The 20,581-nt window shown below is 40.3% G+C and carries 18 protein-coding genes and 1 pseudogene; 11 read left to right on the top strand and 8 right to left on the bottom strand.

The features are described 5' to 3' along the window. The first annotated feature begins 24 nt into the window (after window positions 1-24). Window positions 25-3,801 (top strand): hypothetical protein, encoded by a 3,777-nt coding sequence (locus AC2D3N_RS11565; protein WP_484693647.1) that lies wholly within the window; start codon window positions 25-27, stop codon window positions 3,799-3,801. A 29-nt stretch (window positions 3,802-3,830) separates the two neighbouring features. Here AC2D3N_RS11565 and AC2D3N_RS11560 read toward each other — a convergent pair whose 3' ends face one another. Beyond that, complete coding sequence (locus AC2D3N_RS11560; RefSeq protein ID WP_484693646.1) at window positions 3,831-5,480, bottom strand: Ppx/GppA phosphatase family protein; 1,650 nt, start codon at window positions 5,478-5,480, stop codon at window positions 3,831-3,833. Window positions 5,481-5,583: 103 nt separating this feature from the next. Between AC2D3N_RS11560 and AC2D3N_RS11555 the strand changes: the two genes are divergently transcribed. Then, window positions 5,584-6,465 (top strand): 4-hydroxybenzoate solanesyltransferase, encoded by an 882-nt coding sequence (locus tag AC2D3N_RS11555; protein ID WP_079677728.1) that lies wholly within the window; start codon window positions 5,584-5,586, stop codon window positions 6,463-6,465. Window positions 6,466-6,685: 220 nt separating this feature from the next. On the opposite strand, the gene AC2D3N_RS11550 is transcribed toward AC2D3N_RS11555, so the two are convergent. Further along, window positions 6,686-7,171, bottom strand: coding sequence for a hypothetical protein (locus AC2D3N_RS11550; protein WP_079677727.1), 486 nt, complete (start codon window positions 7,169-7,171; stop codon window positions 6,686-6,688). A 412-nt stretch (window positions 7,172-7,583) separates the two neighbouring features. Between AC2D3N_RS11550 and AC2D3N_RS11545 the strand changes: the two genes are divergently transcribed. Continuing rightward, the gene (locus AC2D3N_RS11545) at window positions 7,584-8,651 is read left to right on the top strand and encodes a Gfo/Idh/MocA family protein (protein WP_079677980.1); all 1,068 of its coding nucleotides are present in this window, start codon (window positions 7,584-7,586) and stop codon (window positions 8,649-8,651) included. Between the two features lie 164 nt (window positions 8,652-8,815). Here AC2D3N_RS11545 and speB read toward each other — a convergent pair whose 3' ends face one another. After that, complete coding sequence (gene speB, locus AC2D3N_RS11540) at window positions 8,816-9,736, bottom strand: agmatinase (RefSeq protein WP_484693645.1); 921 nt, start codon at window positions 9,734-9,736, stop codon at window positions 8,816-8,818. Window positions 9,737-9,933: 197 nt separating this feature from the next. On the opposite strand from speB, the gene AC2D3N_RS11535 reads away from it, so the two are divergent. Next, window positions 9,934-10,830 carry an alpha/beta fold hydrolase gene (locus tag AC2D3N_RS11535; protein WP_484693644.1) on the top strand — a complete coding sequence of 299 codons (897 nt, stop codon included), beginning with the start codon at window positions 9,934-9,936 and terminating at the stop codon, window positions 10,828-10,830. Window positions 10,831-10,865: 35 nt separating this feature from the next. Here AC2D3N_RS11535 and AC2D3N_RS11530 read toward each other — a convergent pair whose 3' ends face one another. Continuing rightward, window positions 10,866-11,264 carry an ArsR/SmtB family transcription factor gene (locus AC2D3N_RS11530; RefSeq protein WP_079677724.1) on the bottom strand — a complete coding sequence of 133 codons (399 nt, stop codon included), beginning with the start codon at window positions 11,262-11,264 and terminating at the stop codon, window positions 10,866-10,868. A 114-nt stretch (window positions 11,265-11,378) separates the two neighbouring features. On the opposite strand from AC2D3N_RS11530, the gene AC2D3N_RS11525 reads away from it, so the two are divergent. Then, on the top strand, window positions 11,379-13,523 hold the full coding sequence (locus tag AC2D3N_RS11525) for a heavy metal translocating P-type ATPase (RefSeq protein ID WP_484693643.1): 2,145 nt from the start codon (window positions 11,379-11,381) through the stop codon (window positions 13,521-13,523). 129 nt (window positions 13,524-13,652) lie between these two features. Here AC2D3N_RS11525 and AC2D3N_RS11520 read toward each other — a convergent pair whose 3' ends face one another. After that, complete coding sequence (locus AC2D3N_RS11520; RefSeq protein ID WP_484693642.1) at window positions 13,653-14,555, bottom strand: vitamin K epoxide reductase family protein; 903 nt, start codon at window positions 14,553-14,555, stop codon at window positions 13,653-13,655. Between the two features lie 114 nt (window positions 14,556-14,669). On the opposite strand from AC2D3N_RS11520, the pseudogene AC2D3N_RS11515 reads away from it, so the two are divergent. The 5 genes and pseudogenes from AC2D3N_RS11515 to AC2D3N_RS11495 form a co-directional block, all read left to right on the top strand. Beyond that, window positions 14,670-14,801 (top strand): annotated as a pseudogene (locus tag AC2D3N_RS11515) (response regulator); the annotation flags it as partial. Window positions 14,802-14,958: 157 nt separating this feature from the next. Beyond that, window positions 14,959-15,543 (top strand): MamS/MamX family magnetosome protein, encoded by a 585-nt coding sequence (locus tag AC2D3N_RS11510; protein ID WP_484693641.1) that lies wholly within the window; start codon window positions 14,959-14,961, stop codon window positions 15,541-15,543. A gap of 138 nt (window positions 15,544-15,681) precedes the next feature. Next, entirely contained in the window at window positions 15,682-15,966 is a 285-nt protein-coding gene (locus AC2D3N_RS11505; protein ID WP_079677720.1) for a type II toxin-antitoxin system ParD family antitoxin, read from the top strand. Beyond that, window positions 15,963-16,277 carry a type II toxin-antitoxin system RelE/ParE family toxin gene (locus tag AC2D3N_RS11500; protein ID WP_079677719.1) on the top strand — a complete coding sequence of 105 codons (315 nt, stop codon included), beginning with the start codon at window positions 15,963-15,965 and terminating at the stop codon, window positions 16,275-16,277. Before AC2D3N_RS11505 ends, AC2D3N_RS11500 begins: the two co-directional genes overlap by 4 nt. Window positions 16,278-16,306: 29 nt before the next feature. After that, window positions 16,307-17,917: a SpoIID/LytB domain-containing protein gene (locus tag AC2D3N_RS11495; protein WP_079677718.1), complete on the top strand. Its 1,611-nt coding sequence runs from the start codon at window positions 16,307-16,309 to the stop codon at window positions 17,915-17,917. Between the two features lie 210 nt (window positions 17,918-18,127). On the opposite strand, the gene AC2D3N_RS11490 is transcribed toward AC2D3N_RS11495, so the two are convergent. After that, window positions 18,128-18,448 (bottom strand): ferredoxin, encoded by a 321-nt coding sequence (locus AC2D3N_RS11490; RefSeq protein WP_079677717.1) that lies wholly within the window; start codon window positions 18,446-18,448, stop codon window positions 18,128-18,130. Between the two features lie 365 nt (window positions 18,449-18,813). Further along, a complete protein-coding gene (locus AC2D3N_RS11485) occupies window positions 18,814-19,113 on the bottom strand; it encodes a 2Fe-2S iron-sulfur cluster-binding protein (protein ID WP_079677716.1) in 300 nt (99 codons plus the stop codon). Window positions 19,114-19,344: 231 nt separating this feature from the next. Between AC2D3N_RS11485 and AC2D3N_RS11480 the strand changes: the two genes are divergently transcribed. Further along, window positions 19,345-20,355: a Gfo/Idh/MocA family protein gene (locus AC2D3N_RS11480; RefSeq protein ID WP_079677715.1), complete on the top strand. Its 1,011-nt coding sequence runs from the start codon at window positions 19,345-19,347 to the stop codon at window positions 20,353-20,355. Here AC2D3N_RS11480 and AC2D3N_RS11475 read toward each other — a convergent pair. Continuing rightward, the gene (locus tag AC2D3N_RS11475) at window positions 20,326-20,577 is read right to left on the bottom strand and encodes a helix-turn-helix domain-containing protein (RefSeq protein ID WP_079677714.1); all 252 of its coding nucleotides are present in this window, start codon (window positions 20,575-20,577) and stop codon (window positions 20,326-20,328) included. The two genes, AC2D3N_RS11480 and AC2D3N_RS11475, sit on opposite strands and share 30 nt — an antisense overlap. Window positions 20,578-20,581: the final 4 nt, after the last annotated feature.

Raw genomic sequence — 20,581 nt, 5'->3', positions numbered from 1 at the left:
CCTACCCTATACCCGGTTTTGCCCATGTCTGTTTCAAAACCTTTAATTCGCATTTTAATTCAGGCGGATAGCACCAATCCCAGGTTATTAGAGGGGTTAGAAGTTTGGTTGAATTTGGGTTTATTATCCGATAGACAAGTTCGTCAAATTGGTGAACTTTATTTGAGTGACCCTTTACCTAAAAAGACGGTTACTTCTGCAAATAATCAACGGGTTTTGGCAGAAAAAATAACTCCAAAGCGTGTTGTTTCTAAATCACCCCAACCCGCTTGGCAATTTCCTACTTTTGCCACCGATTTAGTTGCATCCTTAAAGTCTGAGTTGAGTGTTCGTTGGCTATTATTTTTAGGATTATTTTTAGTCATTGTTTCCTCTGGAGTTTTAGCGGCGAGTCAGTGGGAAAAATTTCCCGCCACTGGACAATATTTGATTTTATTTGCCTATACTTTTGCTTTTTGGGGGGCGAGTTTATGGGGCGCTCAACAGTCCCGTTTACCCGTCACTGCTGAAGCCTTAAAATTAGTCACTTTATTATTAATTCCCTTGAATTTTTGGGCAATGGATGGGTTGAAGTTGTGGTCAGAGTCCTGGGGTTTATTAACCATTGCTATTGCTGCGGTAGCCCTCACTACTTTAACCGTAACTTTATATCGAAATCAAGGACAATTCCAACGCCGCTTTCTATTCAATCATTTAGGATTAAGTTATTTAAACTGGGGATGGCAAATTCCTGGATTTTCTCTCATTGCTGTTTATTTGGGGATTATTATTACGGGATTTTTAACCATTGCCAACCCTCCCCCTACTTCGTCCTCCCATCCTAACCCAAAGATTGATTTTAAAATTGTTGTTATTTATCTTTTAACTCTGCTTTTCGGACGGGCGATTTTTGTGGTTAATGTTGATATTAGTCAACTGGGATTAGCTTTGGGAATTTTTGCTGGATTTCTCTATATTTCTTCTTCATTAATTTTACATCGTTCTAGCTATTTTATTTTATTGTTTGGTTGGTTAGTAACTGTTTATATCCAACCTTGGCAGGGGTTTTTAGTGAGTGGAATTGGTGTGGGGATTTTCAGTAATCATTTATTAAAATATTGGCAACGGCGAGATTTGGCGGCAATATTTGGTTTTGGGTTATCAATGGTGGATTTAGTCGGTCGTTTAATTCCACGAGAATTAAGGAAAACTGCCATTAGCGTAGGGGTAGAAATATCCAGTTCTCAGGATTCTCCTTGGGCATTACTGAGTTTAACATGGTTTCCATATTTGATTTTTATGGTGATTGTAACCGATTGGATTTATCACCGTCCACAACGAAAGGTAGCCCATTTTGGAGATTTGCTGAGTTTAGGATTTGGTGCATTTTTAACCTATTTGTCTCTATTGAATCCGGCATTGCGATCGCTAAATCTATTAGCCTCAACTATTACTTTAGCAATTGTTATCAGTCGTCGTCAACCCCTAAAACCTATTGTCGTTTTGGGAACTCATCTTTTAGGGTTAGTCACCATTGCTAATCTGGTTTACTGGCAATTTCCCAACTTAATCCTAGAGGATTGGGCGATTATTTTATTAGTCTTAATGGTGGGTGAATTTATATTATTTACAGTCAATAGTCCAGTGGCAACTGTTATCCGTAAAGATGCCTTAAACCTAGGAATATTATTATCGGGAATCAGTTATATTTTATTTTTAAATAACTTTGATTTTTCCACGCCCCATTCCTCAACAATGGCTTGGTTAATCACACCCCTAGGATTAACCTATGTCGCGACACAAACCAGAGAATCTCAACAAAAAAAAGCCGTTATTTTTAGTATAATAGCCTGTGGTTTAGTTCAGGTTTTAACCCTACCCCACCCTCAAATTCGTTTATGGAGTTTAGGCTTAACAACAGTATTCATGGTTGTTAATACTCAAGTTATTAAAACCCTATTTTCATCGGTTTTTACCGTGGGTTTAGGATTAGCTTTTTTATTCCTATCCGTCAAGGATTTGGTCACAATAGAAGGATGGTTAATGTTTTTAAGTTTAACCATCGCAGGATTATGGGTATTCCGTTTTATGTTATTCCGTTATGGTGTGACTCAATCCAATATTGTTAGACTTTATCAACAAGCATTTGATGGTTGGGCTATGACTTTTTTGGGATTTGAAATATCAATCATAACCCTTAATTCCTTTGGAGTTTTATTGTATAAAATCCCTAGAAACTTCACCCTAACTTCCACCTTAATTATTTTGATTGCAGCCTTGATTTTTCGAGGATTAGATTGGGAAAACCCTCGGAAAATAGCCAGGTCTGGATTCTCGCCTTGGATATTATATGGTTTAGCTTGGGCTGTAGAATTACTCATTGTTGAAATATTGATTTCTGGCAATCAATCTTTAGTTAGTTTGGCGGTTGCTAATATTATTTTAGGATTAACTACCCAACTATTCGGGGATTGGTGGCAACGTCATTATCAAATTGAAAAATTGCCTAATCCTTGGCAAATTATTCCAATTATTTACGGTATTTTAGCTATTGTTTTTCGAGTTCAAACCTCCGCTAACTGGACGGGATTAATCTCTTTAGCATTCGCCTTAATTTTAATTGGGATTGGCAGAAGAAATATTGAAGCGAAATCTCTAGTTTATTTAGGATTAATCGGGGTTTCTGTTTCTACCTATGAAATATTATTATATCAAATTAATTCCCAAACTTTAACAGAACAATGGATTGCTTTTGCCACATTAGGAACCAGTTTAATGTATGGCTACCGAATTCTCAGTCCCTGGTTAACAGGGTATTTACGAATTCCTGAAGCCGAAATTAAAAACATTGCCCATTTGCATTGGTTTATCAGTAGTATATTATTGGGTTTAGTGACTTTAATTCCCATTAACCCCCAATTTTTATTAACGATTGGAACTAGTGTATTATTAATTCGTTATGCCCTATTCCAAGGTCGCCATAATTCAAATTTAGATATAGCAGAAACTTGGGTTTATATTGGTTTAATCCAAGCAACAGGTTTAGTAATTTATCTACAGCATTTAGTCGATTTAAGTAACTTTTTGATTCCCTGGTCGGGGTCGTTAGTCTCAATTTTATCTTATTTCTTTTATATTCTTCCTTGGAATACTTGGGGATGGCCAGTTAGACCTTGGAAAAGAACAGCTATTATTCTCCCTGTAATCACCCTTATCGGTTCCCATTTTATTCTGCAACCAGAACAACAGTTAACTTGGTATTTTTCAGTAATCTTTGGAACTTTATTCTATATTATTTTAGCAAAATTTACTCAAAATATTCGGTTAACCTACCTGAGTTTAATCCTAATCAGTTTTACCTTTTATGATTGGCTAGGCTCAATAGATGATATATTTATTTTTACTCTCCCGATATCCTGCTCATTACTCTATTTTTCCCAGGTTGAACCCACTCTAAAATTAGAAGAAAATCGGAATTTACGTCATGGGTTACGGGTTTTGGGGACGGGTCTTTTATGTGGAACTTCCCTGGGTAATTTCCAAGGAACTGGAATTCTCCCAGGAATTTTAAGTTTAGTTACAATTTTTGTCGGACTAGGATTAAGAATTAGAGCTTTTCTCTATATTGGAACCGCAATATTTTTAATTGATATTGTAAATCAACTGATTATTCTTAATTCCGTTTATTCCTTTATCAAGTGGATAATTTTGTTTATTTTAGGGGTGATTTTAATGTGGATTGCAGCTAATTTTGAAACCCGTCGAGAACAGTTAATCACCCTTTGGAATAACTGGATAGCAGAATTAGAAACCTGGGAATAAGAATAGTAGAGACGTTGTATATAACGTCTCTACTGGGGGAATGTGGGGTTTGAATGATTGCTAGATTCTAATTTAGCTACTAACTTTAATCCATAGTTAATTTCAAAGGCTTCTTTTTTTAAATTCAAGCTCCACAATTCTAATGCACAATCATCATTAGCATTGGTCGGTTTTAACTTCAAATGAAACTCTCGGGTCATGGATTTATATTCACAAACCACTTGAGAGATAGCACCAATCATGCGTCTATCTAAGGCGACTGATAACCTTAATAAAGGATGCAATTGATCAATGACTTGTCGAAACCTTCGAGGTAAATTTTGATAGGATTCATGTTTCTTTTTAGCATTGCTCTTGCGATGGTATCGGGCTAAATTTGCGATCGCATCAATTTCCGTTTCCGTAAATCCTAATAACTCCCCATAACGAATTAAATAATAGGAATGTTTATGGTGGGCTGAATGACTAATATATAATCCACAATTATGCAGAATACTCGCCGCCCATAATAACTCCCGTTCGGCCAATCCCCAATTATGTAATAATCCCTTAGTCTGATCAAATAAACTTAAAGCAAAAGTCGCAACCCGTTGACTATGTTCTAAGTCAACTTGATATTTTTGAGCAATGTTTAAAACACTTCTTTCTCGAACAGAACTGCCATAATGTAAACGATCATCAATTAACCCATGGGTTAACATCCAATCTACAACTACTCCTTCCCTCAGACTCCGTTCACAGACCTTTAAAGACGGGATATTTAACAAGGTCATGGCTTCTTGTAAAATCAAGGCTCCGGCGACAATAATCTCCGCCCGACGGTCAGCCATACCCGGAATTTGTAATCGTTCTTGATAGGATAATTTGCGAATTCTATTGACAAATTCTCTTAATTCTTCTAAGGTTAATTCGTAGCCCCCCAAACGAGTCGGATCTATTCCTGATTTTTCCCTGGCTTTAATTGCCACTAAGGTTTCAATAGTTCCAGAAGTTCCGACTAAACGAGGAATTTCACCCGGTTGTAAATGGGAAGATAATTCGTCCACAACCCGTTCTAATGTTCCGCGAATATAGGCTTGTAAATACAAAAACTCCGTGCGACTAACGGGATCACTATGAACAAAATCCTTGGTTAATCGGACAGCACCGACTTTTGTACTACTTAAAAATCGAGGTTCCCAACCGTCCCCTAAAATTAATTCCGTAGACCCGCCACCAATATCAATAATGATATGGGGTTGATTATTCAATTCCATCGCCGACAGCACCCCTAAATAGATGCGTCGGGCTTCTTCTTGACCGGAAATTAAACTAATTTCTAAGTTCAGTTCATCGGCGACTCGGCTAATAAATTCTCGACCATTGGGCGCTTCTCTTACGGCACTGGTCGCTACCGCCACAATTTGTTCGGCGTTAAAGGTTTTAGCCACACCTTGAAACCTTTTTAAACAAGCAATAGCTCGTTCCATTACCTCCGGTTTGAGATTGCCTTTTTCCTCACAATCTCCCAAACGAACGGTTTCTTTTTCCCGGGCAATAATCGTAAAGGTAGGCAATTGAGGTTGCACTTTCACCACAACCATGTGTAAAGAATTCGTGCCTAAATCAATGGCGGCTAGGATTCGATCTCGGTCGTCTGTGGGTTCATATCCTCTCACCAAAGGCATTGATGTGACCATAATTAGTCTCTAAAAAGCTACTGCTTTTAATTTTAAACCGAGGGCGGATCTATGTTACAAAATATTGTGAAGATTCAATTCAATTTTTTTGATTCAACCTGCAATGCTGACCCAATCTAATCCCCCCGAACCCACTTGGCAAACGATTATGCGGCTGTTGCGATGGGATAAACCCGCCGGACGTCTAATTTTGATGATTCCGGCATTGTGGGCAATTTTTCTGGCTACCCATGGCACACCGCCCCTAAGCCTAATTTTAATTATTGTCTTTGGAACTTTGGCCACCAGTGCGGCGGGCTGTGTGGTGAATGATTTATGGGATAGGGATATTGACCCCCAAGTCGAACGCACCCGCACCCGTCCCCTGGCTTCGAGGGCGTTAACGGTCAAAACGGCTATTGTGATCGCTTTGATTTCTTTTATTTGCGCGGCGGGACTGGCGGTCTATTTAAACCCCTTGAGTTTGGGTTTATCGGTCGCCGCAGTTCCAGTTATTATTGGTTATCCTTTGGCAAAACGAGTGTTTCCTGTGCCGCAATTAGTATTATCAATTGCTTGGGGATTTGCGGTATTAATTAGTTGGACGGCGGCGGTAGGAAATTTACAAACATCTACTTGGTTTTTATGGGGAGCCACGGTATTATGGACGTTGGGATTTGATACTGTTTATGCCATGAGCGATCGGGAAGATGATCAGCGTTTGGGTATTAATTCCAGTGCTATTTTTTTCGGAGATCAATCTGCGAATGCCGTGGGAATTTTGTTTTTAGGGACGGGAATATTATTGGGAATTTTAGGCTGGAATCTTCAATTAAACTGGGAATATTGGCTAACTCTAATCCTTTCTATTATACTATGGTCTAGGCAATATTTTCAACTGCTAAATCCCGATCTTCCTAAACCTATTTATGCTAAAATTTTTCGGAATAATGTGGGAATTGGTTTTATTTTATTAGGCGGAATGATTGGTGGGTTTTTACTTTAAAAACTTATCTAAACTAATCTATAATGCTCTGTAGGGGCAGGTTAGGCAAAAATCTATGTTTCCCACCCATAACCTTTCTAAACTTGCCCAACTTACAGGTATCTTGACTCCCTAACTTTCCTTACAAAATAAATCGGATTTCCCCTATCTAACTCATGAATTAAAACATAAGCCTTGGTTCAGAAACCCGATTTCTATGAAAAATGATTCAATTTGGTGTTTAATCCAGAAATCCCATTAAAGTGAAGGGATCATCAACATCATTAGTGGCAATAGGACGGTTCATGATCATTGAAGTAATTTGTAAATGACTGACTTCAATGGGGCGATTAGCTAAAGCTCCCACCGCATCTTCTAAATGAATAAAGGCTACATTACTAGCACTATTCGCTTTAAAAATAGGACGTCTTGGTGACAGCATTCCTGAAATTTCAAGATGGCTATGTTCAATTGGACGATTCATAAATGTCGCCATTGAAGCGACTTGAATTTGAGTGGGTGCAGTATTGGCTTCAGAGCCTTTTTTTGCAGGTTTGTCCACAATATCTAACTTGGTTTCTTGGCTCATATTTGGGGTTGGTTCGTTTTCAACAGAATCTACTTTAAGCTGATCCGCTTCAGTTTTATTATCTTGATTTGAGTTTGCTGTTCCACTGGTTCGCTTCCCAGCATCCCCCCTTTTTGGTGTAGATGAGCTAACTGTCATGATAAATACCTAGTTTTTTTACAGGGTGAATTCTTGATTTATACTTAACCCTGTTATTAATTTCATCGCTGAAATTTCCCTAACCTTTGACTCAATTAAGGAGGGGTTAGGCATTAATTTTGGATTAAAGCTAAACAAATTATAAAATAAACTGGATCTTTAGTAAATACCATTTTCAGAAAAATCTCTTTTTGTAACAATAAGTAAAGACAATATTGGGTGGTAAGCAGGGGGAGTAGGGGAGGCAGGGGAAGTGCGTCCTTCCTGGCTCAAACCCCAACCGCCCACCCCTAATTAAAATTTCTTTACAAAATCCAAGGCTGTGATAGTATCTGGATGGATTTACACTGCTGATGGACAGCCTATGGGCTTAATTTCTGTGGTGGAGGAGAGTAGAGGAGTGCAAAATAGGATGTCCCTTGGATATTCAAATGCTATGGCTGGAAGAAATTACCTTGACCCGATTCAAGTTGGTGTGATCGGTGTCGGTAATATGGGGCAGCATCATACCCGGGTTTTGAGTATGCTTAAGGACGTGGAACTTGTGGGAGTTTCCGACCTCAGTGTTGAACGGGGACTCGATACGGCGAGTAAGTACCGAGTGAGGTTTTTTGAAGATTATCGAGACCTTTTACCCTTAGTAGATGCCGTTTGTATCGCAGTTCCCACCCGGTTACACTATCCTGTGGGGATGGCCTGTTTACAAGCCGGGGTTCATGTCTTAATTGAAAAACCCATTGCTGCAAGTATTGGTGAGGCTGAATTATTAGTCAATGCGGCGGCGGATTATCAACGAATTTTGCAAGTGGGTCATATTGAACGGTTTAATCCCGCTTTTCAAGAATTTAGTAAAGTTTTAAAAACGGAGGAAGTTTTAGCCTTAGAAGCCCGTCGGATGAGTCCCTATTCTAACCGAGCTAATGATGTTTCGGTGGTCTTAGATCTAATGATTCATGATATTGATTTGATGTTAGATCTAGTGGCTGCTCCCGTTGTTAAATTAACGGCTAGTGGTAGTCGGGCTTCGGACTCTGGCTATTTAGATTATGTGACCGCTACCCTTGGTTTTGCTAATGGCGTGATCGCCAATTTAATTAGCAGTAAAGTCACCCATCGCAAATTACGTTCTATTGTTGCCCATTGCAAAAATTCCTTAACTGAAGCCGATTTTCTCAATAATGAAATTTTAATTCATCGACAAACCACGGCTAATTATGTTACGGATTATGGTCAAGTTCTCTATCGTCAAGATGGGTTAATTCAAAAAGTTCATACCAGTAATATTGAACCCCTACACGCTGAATTAGAACATTTTGTCAGTTGTGTTCGGGGTGGAAATCAACCATCCGTGGGTGGAGAACAAGCCTTAAAAGCCTTACGTCTGGCCAGTTTAATTGAACAAATGGCATTAGATGGTAAAGCTTGGGATTTGGTGGAAACGGACTATCTGTTTGATTCATCAACGGTGTCAATCGCTTAAGGTGTAGCAGGGAAAAGCAACTAGAGGTAGAAGACTTCATCGTCTGGTTTACTAGATCGGTCTTTGTCAAATATCAGGGTTGCGCGACTGCTATTATTAGGGATTTTGGGCTGAAGCTCACCCGCTTTGGCTCCCCTCAACCCTCAACCATCAAACCTTAATTTTTAATCCTTAATCCATCCTTTGGCTAAAGTTTGATAGCCAATTAATTTATAGGTTAATTTAGCAACGGTAAATTCAGAAACCACTGAATCAACCACGGGAGCTAGTTCCATTACATCACACCCAATTACATCTTTAGATTCAAATAGACGGCGTAAAAAGGTTAGGGTAGAATACCAATTTAATCCCCCTGGTTCGGGAGTTCCCACCCCAGGAATTAAACTCGGATCAATGCCATCAACATCAATAGTTAAAAAGACTTTTTCGGTGGGAATACTGGCGATCGCTTGTTCAATCCAATCCAGATTAAATGCCATTTCTCTCGCCCGAAAAACCGTTAAATTTTTCTCTTTAATTAAGTCAGCTTCCTCTTGACAAATGGCTCTAATTCCCACTTGTACCGTCGGTAATCCCATATTCACAATTCGACGCATAACACAGGCATGACTATGAATTGTATCCTGATATTCATGCCTTAAGTCCCCATGGGCATCAATTTGAACTACAGTAAAAGATTCTTGATAGACTTGACGATATCCCTGTACCACTCCTTCGGTAATACTGTGTTCTCCCCCAATGGAAATCACAAATTTTTTCTGTTCAATTAAAGACTGGAGGGTTTCTTGGGTTACCCGCAACATTTCTGTGTCTGAAACTGTCTTTCCATGGCGAGTATCTGCAATCGGAGCATGGGTAAAAATTCCCGCATCAAAACAGATTTCCCGGTCTAGTTCTTCATCATAACATTCTAACTGATGGGAAGCCTCTAACAGCGCATCAGGGCCGTTCTCGCATCCTTTTCTATAGCTGGTTGTGGCTTCATAGGGAATCGGTAAAATCACAACCTTAGCGGTTTCATATTCCGGGACAATTTCCGAACCCAGAAAGTCTATAGTCGTAGTCTGAGGGAGAGTTGATGTCATTTTAATTTAGGAAACTAACAACTTTTAATTTTGACACAGAATTAGAAAATAGAATAATTTATTGCTATTATTATAACAGTTAAAAAATCAATCCCCTTACCCATTACCGATCACGCATTTAAAAAGATGACGCAGATTAACACAAATTAAAATCCGTGAAATCCTCTTAAATCCGTGATCCCTATTCCCTTAAACTCATGTTAACTACTTCATCTGTACCACAAACTTGGATTTGGAAAGGATACCCGATTTGTTATGTCAGCGAAGGCAATAATGGCCCGGCGGTGGTTTTAATTCATGGGTTTGGGGCATCTTGGGGTCATTGGCGAAAAAATATTCCTGAATTAGCCAAACATTGTCGAGTCTTTGCTTTAGATTTAATTGGGTTTGGGGGGTCAGCGAAACCGAAACCCAGTCCAGAAATGGGTTATACCTTTGAAACTTGGGGAGAACAAATCGCTGATTTTTGTCGAGAAATTGTTCAAGAATCTGCGTTTTTAGTAGGAAATTCCATTGGTTGTATTGCAGTGATGCAGGCGGCTATTGATTATCCTGATATTGTTCGAGAAATTGCTTTATTAAACTGTTCTTTAAGATTATTACACGATCGCAAACGCTCCGAACTTCCTTGGTATCGAAATTATGGCTCCAGTGTGGTTCAGGAGTTATTAAAGTATTCCTGGTTTAATCAATTCTTTTTTAATCTTTTAGCTACCCCAAAAACCGTTAAAAAAGTATTATTACAAGCCTATAAACGGGATGAAGCTGTTACGGATGAATTAGTAGAAATGTTATTAAAACCTGCCCAAGATCAAGGAGCGGTTGAGGTTTTCGCCGCCTTTACTCGCTATTCCCAAGGGCCATTACCGGAGGATTTATTGCCAAAATTACCCTGTTTAGCGATAATATTATGGGGAACGAATGACCCTTGGGAACCGATAGAAATTGCTGAACAATTTCAACACTATTCGACGGTAAAACAATTTATTCGATTAGAAGGTGTGGGTCATTGTCCCCAAGATGAAGCCCCAGAATTAGTTAATCCTATTTTATTAGATTGGATGGTCGGGGCAGGTGTCAGAATATCTGATTAGTAAATTTGAGGTAAACATCACTAATTTACTTAGGGTTATTTTGTCCCACCTAGATGTTCTGCAACTTCACGGTACAGATTGATAACGTGCCTATCTGCCAAGCTGTAATAGACGTTACGACCCTCTTTGCGATGCTTAACCAAGCGCAAGGTTCGCAGGAGGCGCAACTGATGAGAAACGGCAGATTCACTGATCCTTAAGCTAGCCGCTAAGTCACAAACACATAACTCCTGCTTTGCCAAGCAAGAGAGGAGACGCAGACGGCTCGGATCGGCAAGTACGCCAAAAAATTCCGCCATGCGCTGTGCTTCCTCAAGTGGCAAGATTTCTGGCTGTAAGGAGCGCACGTTGTCTAAATTGACCAGGTGAGACTCACAACTTGGTGCGTCCGACTCCTGGGATAGTGACTTTTGTAAAGGGTTGGGTTTGTTCATACACCTTCAGTATAAACATAGAATGAGAATCATTTTAATAACTGAACAACTGCTCATATATTTCATGAATTGGATTACAATGCTGGTAATTACGATCTATTCAGCAAATGAGCAATGACTCAGACTCCTTCCCTTAAAACTCAACAGATGCAGATCGGCGGTATGGATTGCGGTAGCTGTGCCACTAAGATCGAAGCAGGTGTTGGGAAAATACCAGGTGTGGCAGAAATATCCGTCAGTGTTGCGACGGAACGCTTAAGGGTGATGTATGACCCAAAGCAGGTGAATGAACAGGAAATCTGCGATCGCGTCATCTCTCTGGGCTTCACCATCATCAGCCCAGAATCTCATTTAGAGACTCACTACCATGACCATAACCACGAGCATAATCACGGTTCAGGGGAGTTTAACCTAAAACGGGAACTTCCCTCAGTGTTGGCAGTAATCACATTACTTGTTTTAGGAATAGTTTTTGAGAAACCCCTGCATAATACGCCCTACAGCTTGGGTGAATATGCCGTATTCATCCCCGCTTATTTACTGAGTGGTTGGTCGGTGTTGAAAACGGCTGGACGGAATATTCTCAGGGGACAGGTGTTTGATGAGAACTTCTTGATGACCATTGCGACGGTAGGAGCGATCGCCATTCATCAACTCCCGGAGGCGGTCGCCGTCATGCTGTTTTTCCGAATCGGAGAATTGTTTCAAGAATACTCTGTGGGTCACTCTCGCCGCACGATCAAATCTCTGCTGGAAATTCGCCCGGACACTGCCAATCTAAAAGTTAATGGAATAGTCAAACAAGTCTCCCCAGAAACCGTCAACGTGGGAGATATTATTCTAGTCAAACCCGGAGAAAAGATTCCCTTAGATGGTGAAATTATCGAAGGGAATTCTCAGATTGATACTTCAGCATTAACTGGAGAATCTGTTCCGCGCCGGGTGAAAGTTGGAGAGGTTGTCTTAGCAGGGACGATTAACCAAAGTGGTGTTTTAACGATTCAAGTTACCAAACCTTTTGGGGAATCTTCGATTGTCAAAATTCTCGATCTCGTTGAAAATGCTACCAGCAAGAAAGCAGAAACCGAGAAATTTATTACCCAATTTGCCCGCTACTATACCCCCGTTGTAGTCGTTTTATCTTTAGCTGTAGCCCTTTTACCCCCCCTGTTTATTCCCGGTGCAACTTCCACAGAATGGGTTTACCGCGCCCTAATTTTACTGGTTATTTCCTGCCCCTGTGGATTGGTGATTAGTATTCCCTTGGGCTATTTTGGTGGTGTTGGAGGTGCTGCCAAACGAGGAATTCTGGTCAAAGGTTCGACGTTTTTGGATACCTTGACTGCTGTTAAAACCGTTGTTTTTGATAAAACTGGAACCTTGACCAAAGGTGTGTTTAAAGTGACGAGAATTGTAACTCAAAACGGTTTTTCTGAGTCGGAATTACTGAAGTTGGCAGCCAAAGCGGAATCTCATTCTCACCACCCAGTAGCACAGTCAATTCGAGAAGCATACGGTCAACTTATTGATGACGGGGATGTAACGGACTACGAAGAAATTGCGGGTCATGGTATTCGGGCAAAAGTGAAAAATCAAGTGGTTTTGGCAGGGAATGATCGTCTCTTGCATCGAGAAAATATTGATCACGATACCTGCAATTTAGAGGGTACTGTTGTTCATGTTGCGATTGATGGATGCTATGGGGGCTACATTTTAATTGCAGATGAAATTAAGGACGATGCGATTAAGGTAATTCAAGATCTTAAAAGGGTGGGAGTCGAGCGAATTATGATGCTTACGGGTGACAACCGGGCTGTTGCTAAAAGCGTAGCAGAAAGTCTGGGTTTAGATTCCTATATTGCTGAATTGTTACCCGAAGGAAAAGTAGAGGCGATCGAGAAGTTGCTGAGTGGAGCCGGAAAAGGCAAAGTTGCATTTGTGGGCGATGGTATCAATGATGCTCCTGTAATTGCTAGAGCCGATGTGGGTATAGCAATGGGAGGATTAGGGTCAGATGCGGCTATTGAGACGGCTGATGTGGTGATTATGACCGATGCCCCGTCTAAAGTAGCAGAGGCGATTCAAGTCGCTAAAAAGACTCGCAAAATTGTCGTGCAAAATATTGTATTGGCGATGGCGATTAAAGGATTATTCATTGTTTTGGGTGCGATCGGAATTGCCACCTTGTGGGAGGCAGTATTTGCCGATGTGGGAGTGGCGCTACTGGCAATTTTCAATGCTACAAGAGTCCTCAAGTAGCAATTTGATCTGAATATTGAGTGCTTTTTTCCCCGATAGGGACTCTTGTAAAGACGCGCCAACAGTCTAACGGCACAATTCGCGCTTGGCACGTCTCTACTTGATTTGGGGTTAGGTTTTGAGAGTCTATTAACGAACACCAAAAGTCCGAGATCCCTTATATTCTGAAACCTTTGCTAACTTTTCTAAACTCTGAACTCCTGCATACATCTGACCCTTAACTTCCCAAGTAGGATAAGATTCAATATTCTTGGCTTTACACAAATCAAGTTGAGGATTTTTACCTTCCTTGTCACACTCAATATAAGGCAGTTTATCCACTGCTTGTTGACCAAATAATTGCTTTTGATCATGGCAGTGACCACACCAAAAAGCTCCATACATTTTTGCTCCAGACTGGGTTAAATATTCCGCCAGTTCAATATTGGCGGGGTCAGAGGTAGTTGTAATTTGAAATGTGCTTTTTTCGGCACGAGGGCTATTAATGGGAGCATATACCGCTAAGGTTCCAATTAAAGTAATCATTGCTACTACTACCGCAATAAAAAATATTTGACCTCGATCTTCCCAATCTTTACCTAATAAAGCTAAAACGAATAAACTAATAGAACAAATTGCAGAAGCAGTACAATAGATACACAAGGATTTAATGACAAATGCCATTATATACATCAGATAAAAACTGAAAATCATCATGGCAGATGCTTGAGCAAACATCAATAGCCATGTCCAATCTTCTGTTTTTATTCTTAATTTTTTTTGGGTTTCAGAATTAATTAACCAAGGGGAAACTGCCATGCCTGCCATGATAATATAAGCTACCAACCCAAACAGAGGTAGAGGTAAACCAAAAACAATGGCATAAGGACTTTCCAGAACTTGATCACAACCTGTTGTCGGACAAGCCGCACTTCCTCCTGTCAGTTTGACAAAGGTTAAATAGGCGGCAATCACTGCACCAAAAGCAGCTACACTAGCAATGATAAATCTCGATTTTTGATGAATCCAAGGAGTTGAACGTCGTCGAATCATAGCACTGTTCTTGTGGGTTATACTGGAAGAAATTTTATATCCTTTTAGGGATTTTAAACCATGAGAATTTTGCTAGTGGAAGATGAACCCAATTTAGGGGAAGCCATTAAATGAATATTAACCCAAAAAGCATATATTGTAGATTGGGTTCAGGATGAGATGGAAGCTTGGGATTATTTGGAAAATCAATGGACACAATACACTTTAGTTATTTTTGATTGGTTATTACCAGGCTTATCGGGAATTGGTATTCCTTTAACTGAACAATCTCGAATCTTAATCTGATGAAGATTTGCTGTTTTTTATAAAGTTTTATCAACTTAACTAGACTCTCCACTTACAGGATACTTTATCATATATCTATCAGCAAAACTGGTTAATTATTCACCAGGAGGACTGAACCATGAAAACTAATTTATCTAAAACTCAAGTTAAAGGGGTTATAATTGCCACGGGGATTGCTTTTATTTCCCTGAATTATTCCCCACCTTTATTTGCACAGTCTAACTCAAATTCTCCCCAACCTACTCCTACAAATGGCAATAATTTTTATCCCCCCTGTCAACAACTGATGGGACAAAATCATCCGATGATGGGTCAAGGTGGAAGGGGAAATCGTTCAGGAGGAAAAGGGCGATATTCTGGGATGATGTATGATCCTAGTCATGTAGAAACAGTTCAAGGAACGATATTAGAAATACAACCAGGAAATCGAGGAAATCAAATGCCTCACGGTATGTATTTATTGATGAAAACGAATACAGAAACCCTCGGGCTTCATGTTGCCCCCGTGTGGTATTTAGAACAACAAAACTTTCAAATTAAACCCAATGACACCGTAGAAGTTACGGGAACACGAGTTGACTGGGGAGGACAACCCAATTTAATTGTTGGAGAGATTAAAAAAGGAAATCAAACCTTACAATTACGCGATGAAAATGGTTTTCCCCGATGGATGGGATCGCGACAAAAAACCCCTATTAATTAATCCTTAATAGGTTAGTATTAATTGAATCCGGTTTTCTTGATTTTGTCTCCCAAAGATAGCCGGATTTTATTTGCAGTTATCCTAAAAAACGATTAAAATATAAATTGATGGTCAAGACAACTTCAGGATATTTAAACCATGCAAATTCCATTAACGAAGCACTTAACAGAGTTTATTCAGGATAAAGTTAATAGCGGTCGCTATGCTTCTGTCAGTGACGTCATTGGGGAAGCCTTAATGTTATTAGATCAACGCGATCGCATTCGGGAAGCTAAGTTAGCCAAATTAAAAGCTAAAATTCAAGAGGGAATTGCAGCTTCAGAACGAGGTGAGGTATTTGATGGGGAAGAAGTTTTTGCTGAATTAGAAGCCGATTTGCAACGGATGGAAGCTGAACTTCAAGCAGAGGAAGTAATATCATGAGCCGATATTTAATTACACTTCCAGCCAAGCAAGACTTAAGAGAAATCAACAACTACCTCACCCGTTTTAGTCCCGTAGCAGTTAGACAAATTAATGAAAAAATCCAACAACAATTTAAACGTTTAGCGGATTTTCCTAACATGGGACAAAGCTGCAATGAACTATCAGAAGGTCTACGACGATTTCCAGTAGAAGACTATTTAATATTTTATCGCCCGATTTCAAATGGTGTAGAAATTGTTCGGATAGTCAGTGGTTATCGCAATATAGAAGCTGTTTTTTCCGATCAAGAATCACCTGAAGAAGAATAACTCAATCAACAACTATAGCAGTAATTAATATGGCTAAGATGATATTATTTTTCCCTCCAAAGGTATTCAGTATATTATGCTTTTTGATCCTCTCCCCCACTCCCACCAGTGCCCAAGAACAAAAACCCCAAGATCAAGACTTCAACCCGACATTAAAAATCGGTGTAGTGCAACACTTTGGGGATAAACCCAGTGATCAATTAATTCTCAAAGCCCAACCGGGAGACTACTTAACCCTGCAATTTCAGACGCCCCAAGGGGAAAAACAACTCCAGACTGAGAGTGTGCTCCTGAAAATGGGCGTTGAACCCCTCCTGGAACCAGAAGTCGAAGAAAGAGTGGTTTTGAGTACCCACCGCAGCTATGAAAATGCCGAAGAAGATGCTCAACAATGGCGATCGCTGGGTTTAGAAGTGGAATTAGCCCAACCAGATCGCTGGCAAGTTTGGGCCAAACGCAGTGTTTATAATACCCCCCTGTTGCGACGGTGGTTAATCGATAGTTTACAAGCCCAAGGCCATAAACTGCCCCAATTGGAAACCCAAATTCTCACCCAAAAACGTACCCCCTATTGGACGGCAGCCGGATATCGCTATAACCGCAATCAACTGGAGATTACCAGTCCCCAGAATGTGATTCAAGTTAGTCAAAAAACCAATGACCCCGAACCTCTGGTCTATGGGGGGAGTTTGCGACTACAACCCGACGCTTATGGAACCTATACCCTGGTTAATAACGTGCCGTTAGAGACCTATTTGCGGGGCGTCGTGCCCCATGAAATTGGGGCTTGGCCCCCGGCAGCCTCCATCGAAGCCCAGGCTGTTCTAGCGCGAACCTACGCCTTGCGAAACCTGCAACGGTTTGAAGCGGACAATTATCATCTTTGTGCAAATACGGACTGTCAAGTTTATCGAGGACTAACGGAAGTTTATGGGAGTACGGATCAAGCTATTGAGGTGACTAAGGGTTTAGTTTTAACCCATAACAATACCTTGACAGATGCGGTGTATTTTTCCGCCAGTGGGGGAGTCACGGCAAATTATAATGATATTTGGAATGGAGAACCCCGGCCCTATTTGCTAGGGGTAATTGATGCCCCGAATAAAATTTGGGATTTATCTCAACAAAATTTAGCTTCCGAACCTAATTTTAGAAAGTTTATCAATCTAAAAACCGGATTTAATGAAACCGGAGAACTTGATTTTCGTTGGCGGGAAGAAGCTACTTTAGAAGCCATTGCAGAACAATTGCGATCTTACTTAAAACGGCGAAATTTGCCTCAAGCTAATTTTAAGAAAGTTCAAAAGGTTGAGATTGTAAAGCGATCGCAAACCGGGCGGATATTGAAAATGACAGTAACGACAGATCAAGGGGTGTTAGAAATTGCTAAAGATGAAATTCAAAGTGCATTTTTACCCCCGATTAGCACTTTATTTTATATTGATCCCGTTTACAATCCCAATAAAACCCTTAAAGGTTATGTTTTTGTTGGAGGTGGTTTCGGACATGGAGTAGGAATGAGTCAGACAGGATCTTATCATCTGGCTAAATTAGGATGGTCAAGTGAACAAATTTTAAACTTTTACTTCCCAGGAACCCAACTGCAACCTTTAAATTCATCCCTGCTGTCGGAGAATTAAAAAAAATTTAGAGTTCAACGCCGTTGATATAGCAGTGGCCATAACGCTTAGTGGGACTTAAACAGAAATAAAGAGCTAAATAGGTGATAATGATTATCGGAAAAATGGGTTTAAAACCCTTCTACGACGGCTTTTTATTGTAAACCTTTAAGTTAGCTCTATGAACAAAGAATCCCCACGCCTTTAGGCACAGGGAGTGTCAAACCTCAATTAATATAATTCATCTTCCTTGTTCGTCCAGATCACGGAATCAGAAGTCGGGTAGGCAACGCAGGTTAAAACATATCCGTCTTTGATTTGGTCATCATCCAAGAAAGACTGATCCGATTGGTCAACAGTACCCGATTCAATTTTACCCGCACAGGTAGAACAAGCACCTGAACGACAAGAAGACGGTAGTTCCAGTCCGGCTTCTTCTGCTACATCTAAAATGTACTCATCATCGGGGACTTCAATCGTATTTTCAGTTATGGTGTCGCCTTCTAGTGTTTTCAGTGTGACTTTGTAAATAGCAGTAGCATCAGCAGTCATGTAGTGATCCTCTCACGAATTTCGATAAAAACTCTAAAAACCCCTGATAGCAAGCAAAAGCTTGATTAGGCTTTGTTTGCATCGTGGAATTTTCTTCCCCTCTGATATTACGAGAAAAAGCCGATGTTGTAAAACCTGATCAATCCAGATTTACAATGGGATTTATTATAAATTTTTCCAATTACATCTTGATTCCTTATATAAGACTTGGGTTGGGAATCGGATCAACAGGCGAAGTTAGGGTAGTGAGTAACTAAACTCTTAATTCCCAAAAACCGAACTTCAGCCCGTCAATCCCTGATGAATTCAAAGCTCAACGCCGATAATAACCATCACCGTTGAACTTTGAACGAACACGCAAATGACTAGGCTTCCACCTCATCTTCTTTGTGGGTTTCGATCACAACATCAGAAGTGGGGTAGGCCACGCAGGTCAAAACGTATCCTGCTGCGATTTGGTCATCCTCTAAGAAATTCTGATCGTCTTGGTTGACTGTACCGGAAACAAGTTTACCTGCACAGGATGAGCAAGAACCCGAACGACAGGAATAGGGCAAATCAATACCTTCGTCGTCTACCGCCGCATCCAAAATATAAACATCATCAGCGACTTCAATGGTTTTCTCGCCGTCTGGAGTTCTCAATGTGACTTTATAACTAGCCATGTAGTGTTCCTCTCGTTAATTTCGATAAAAATATAAAAATCCCTTATACAAACCAAAAGCATTAATGGGCTTTTGCCTGCATCACAGATTTTTTTCACATCTCGATATTAGGAGAAAAAGCCGAAGTTGTAAAACCTTGTCAACCTAGATTTAGAATGGGATTTATTATAAATTTTTCTAATTGCATCTTGATTACTTATATCTAGCACCCTTGTCCCTAACCCTGATATCATGAGTCGATTTTTATTTTCTTCTGTTAGTAAGGTTTCCCATCCTCTACGAGTGGGAATTGTTGGCAGTGGATATGTGGCGAAAATGCGGGCGGCGGCTCTAATTGCCGATCTGCGATCGCAGCTTGTGGCCATTGCGGGTAATACCCCGGCCTCCACAATTGCCTTTAGTCAAGAATTTGATGTTACGGTATCTGCATCCTGGGCTGATTTAGTCGAACGGCCAGATATTGATCTGGTAATCATTTGCACGGTAAATCGAGATCATGGCAAGATTGCTCGTTATGCTTTAGAACAGGATAAACACGTTGTCGTTGAATATCCCCTGAGTTTAGATCCCCAGGACGCAGAATCTTTAATTGCCCTGGCGCAAGAGAAAAATAAACTCCTCCATGTCGAACATCTTGAACTGTTGGGAGGAATGCACAATGCTATCAAAGCGTCCCTGGAGGCCATTGGTCAAGTGTTCTATGTTCGTTATGTCACTATTAACCCCCAAAATCCAGCCCCGGCTAAATGGACATATCAGCCCTCTTTATTTGGTTTTCCGATAACTGGGGCTTTGTCCCGTTTGCACAGATTTACCGATTTATTTGGGACAGTAGCTAGTGTCAATTGTCAAGTCCAATATTGGGATATTGAACCGGATCTCTACAAAGCCTGTTTATGTAATGCTAGGTTAACTTTTAATAATGGCATCCTGGGAGAGTCTGTTTATGGAAAAGGAGAAGTTTTTTGGCAGTCTGATAACACTTTTACCCTCTATGGTGAACAGGGAACGTTAATTTTTACTCCCGAAAAGGGTCAACTGATTCAAAAGGATACTGTTCAAAATATTGAGGTGGCTTCCCGTCGGGGATTATTTGTTAAAGATACTCAGATGGTTTTAGATTGTCTCTATGAAGGAACGCCCCTTTATGTTAGCCCAGAAGCCAGTTTATCTACCCTGAAAGTTGCTGAGGCAGCACGAATGTCGAGTTTATTAGGGGAAACTGTTAAAATTCCTTCTTAGATTATTTCTTAATATTTGGTTGGGTTGAGTGACAACAAAACCCAACACTAGTTTAGCAGCAATGGATTTTATGTATTCATCATCATACTTGGAAAGTTTAGCAATTTCCTCATAGGAGCATCTACCTTCCCAACATTGTCTAAATATTAGCTCTCGCACGTCGTTTAAGCATTCCCCATCAAGGACAACTTCTGCGATCGCAAGAACTTCATCAACGGTCATGGGT

This window comes from Planktothrix sp. PLAVEN19ND, from assembly GCF_057220675.1.
Note: the sequence above shows the minus strand (reverse complement) of the source record. Positions and strands in the feature narration are given on the sequence as shown.

Excerpts from the sequence above, each read along its gene's own strand:
- AC2D3N_RS11545 (WP_079677980.1), top strand. The coding sequence starts at position 7,584 with ATGTCCCTTGGATATTCAAATGCTATGGCTGGAAGAAATTACCTTGAC.
- speB (WP_484693645.1), bottom strand. The coding sequence starts at position 9,736 with ATGACATCAACTCTCCCTCAGACTACGACTATAGACTTTCTGGGTTCG.
- AC2D3N_RS11500 (WP_079677719.1), top strand. The coding sequence starts at position 15,963 with ATGAGCCGATATTTAATTACACTTCCAGCCAAGCAAGACTTAAGAGAA.
- AC2D3N_RS11485 (WP_079677716.1), bottom strand. The coding sequence starts at position 19,113 with ATGGCTAGTTATAAAGTCACATTGAGAACTCCAGACGGCGAGAAAACC.
- AC2D3N_RS11505 (WP_079677720.1), top strand. The coding sequence starts at position 15,682 with ATGCAAATTCCATTAACGAAGCACTTAACAGAGTTTATTCAGGATAAA.
- AC2D3N_RS11560 (WP_484693646.1), bottom strand. The coding sequence starts at position 5,480 with ATGGTCACATCAATGCCTTTGGTGAGAGGATATGAACCCACAGACGAC.
- AC2D3N_RS11475 (WP_079677714.1), bottom strand. The coding sequence starts at position 20,577 with ATGACCGTTGATGAAGTTCTTGCGATCGCAGAAGTTGTCCTTGATGGG.
- AC2D3N_RS11480 (WP_079677715.1), top strand. The coding sequence starts at position 19,345 with ATGAGTCGATTTTTATTTTCTTCTGTTAGTAAGGTTTCCCATCCTCTA.
- AC2D3N_RS11525 (WP_484693643.1), top strand. The coding sequence starts at position 11,379 with ATGACTCAGACTCCTTCCCTTAAAACTCAACAGATGCAGATCGGCGGT.
- AC2D3N_RS11535 (WP_484693644.1), top strand. The coding sequence starts at position 9,934 with ATGTTAACTACTTCATCTGTACCACAAACTTGGATTTGGAAAGGATAC.
- AC2D3N_RS11510 (WP_484693641.1), top strand. The coding sequence starts at position 14,959 with ATGAAAACTAATTTATCTAAAACTCAAGTTAAAGGGGTTATAATTGCC.
- AC2D3N_RS11555 (WP_079677728.1), top strand. The coding sequence starts at position 5,584 with ATGCTGACCCAATCTAATCCCCCCGAACCCACTTGGCAAACGATTATG.
- AC2D3N_RS11490 (WP_079677717.1), bottom strand. The coding sequence starts at position 18,448 with ATGACTGCTGATGCTACTGCTATTTACAAAGTCACACTGAAAACACTA.
- AC2D3N_RS11520 (WP_484693642.1), bottom strand. The coding sequence starts at position 14,555 with ATGATTCGACGACGTTCAACTCCTTGGATTCATCAAAAATCGAGATTT.
- AC2D3N_RS11495 (WP_079677718.1), top strand. The coding sequence starts at position 16,307 with ATGGCTAAGATGATATTATTTTTCCCTCCAAAGGTATTCAGTATATTA.
- AC2D3N_RS11530 (WP_079677724.1), bottom strand. The coding sequence starts at position 11,264 with ATGAACAAACCCAACCCTTTACAAAAGTCACTATCCCAGGAGTCGGAC.
- AC2D3N_RS11550 (WP_079677727.1), bottom strand. The coding sequence starts at position 7,171 with ATGACAGTTAGCTCATCTACACCAAAAAGGGGGGATGCTGGGAAGCGA.
- AC2D3N_RS11565 (WP_484693647.1), top strand. The coding sequence starts at position 25 with ATGTCTGTTTCAAAACCTTTAATTCGCATTTTAATTCAGGCGGATAGC.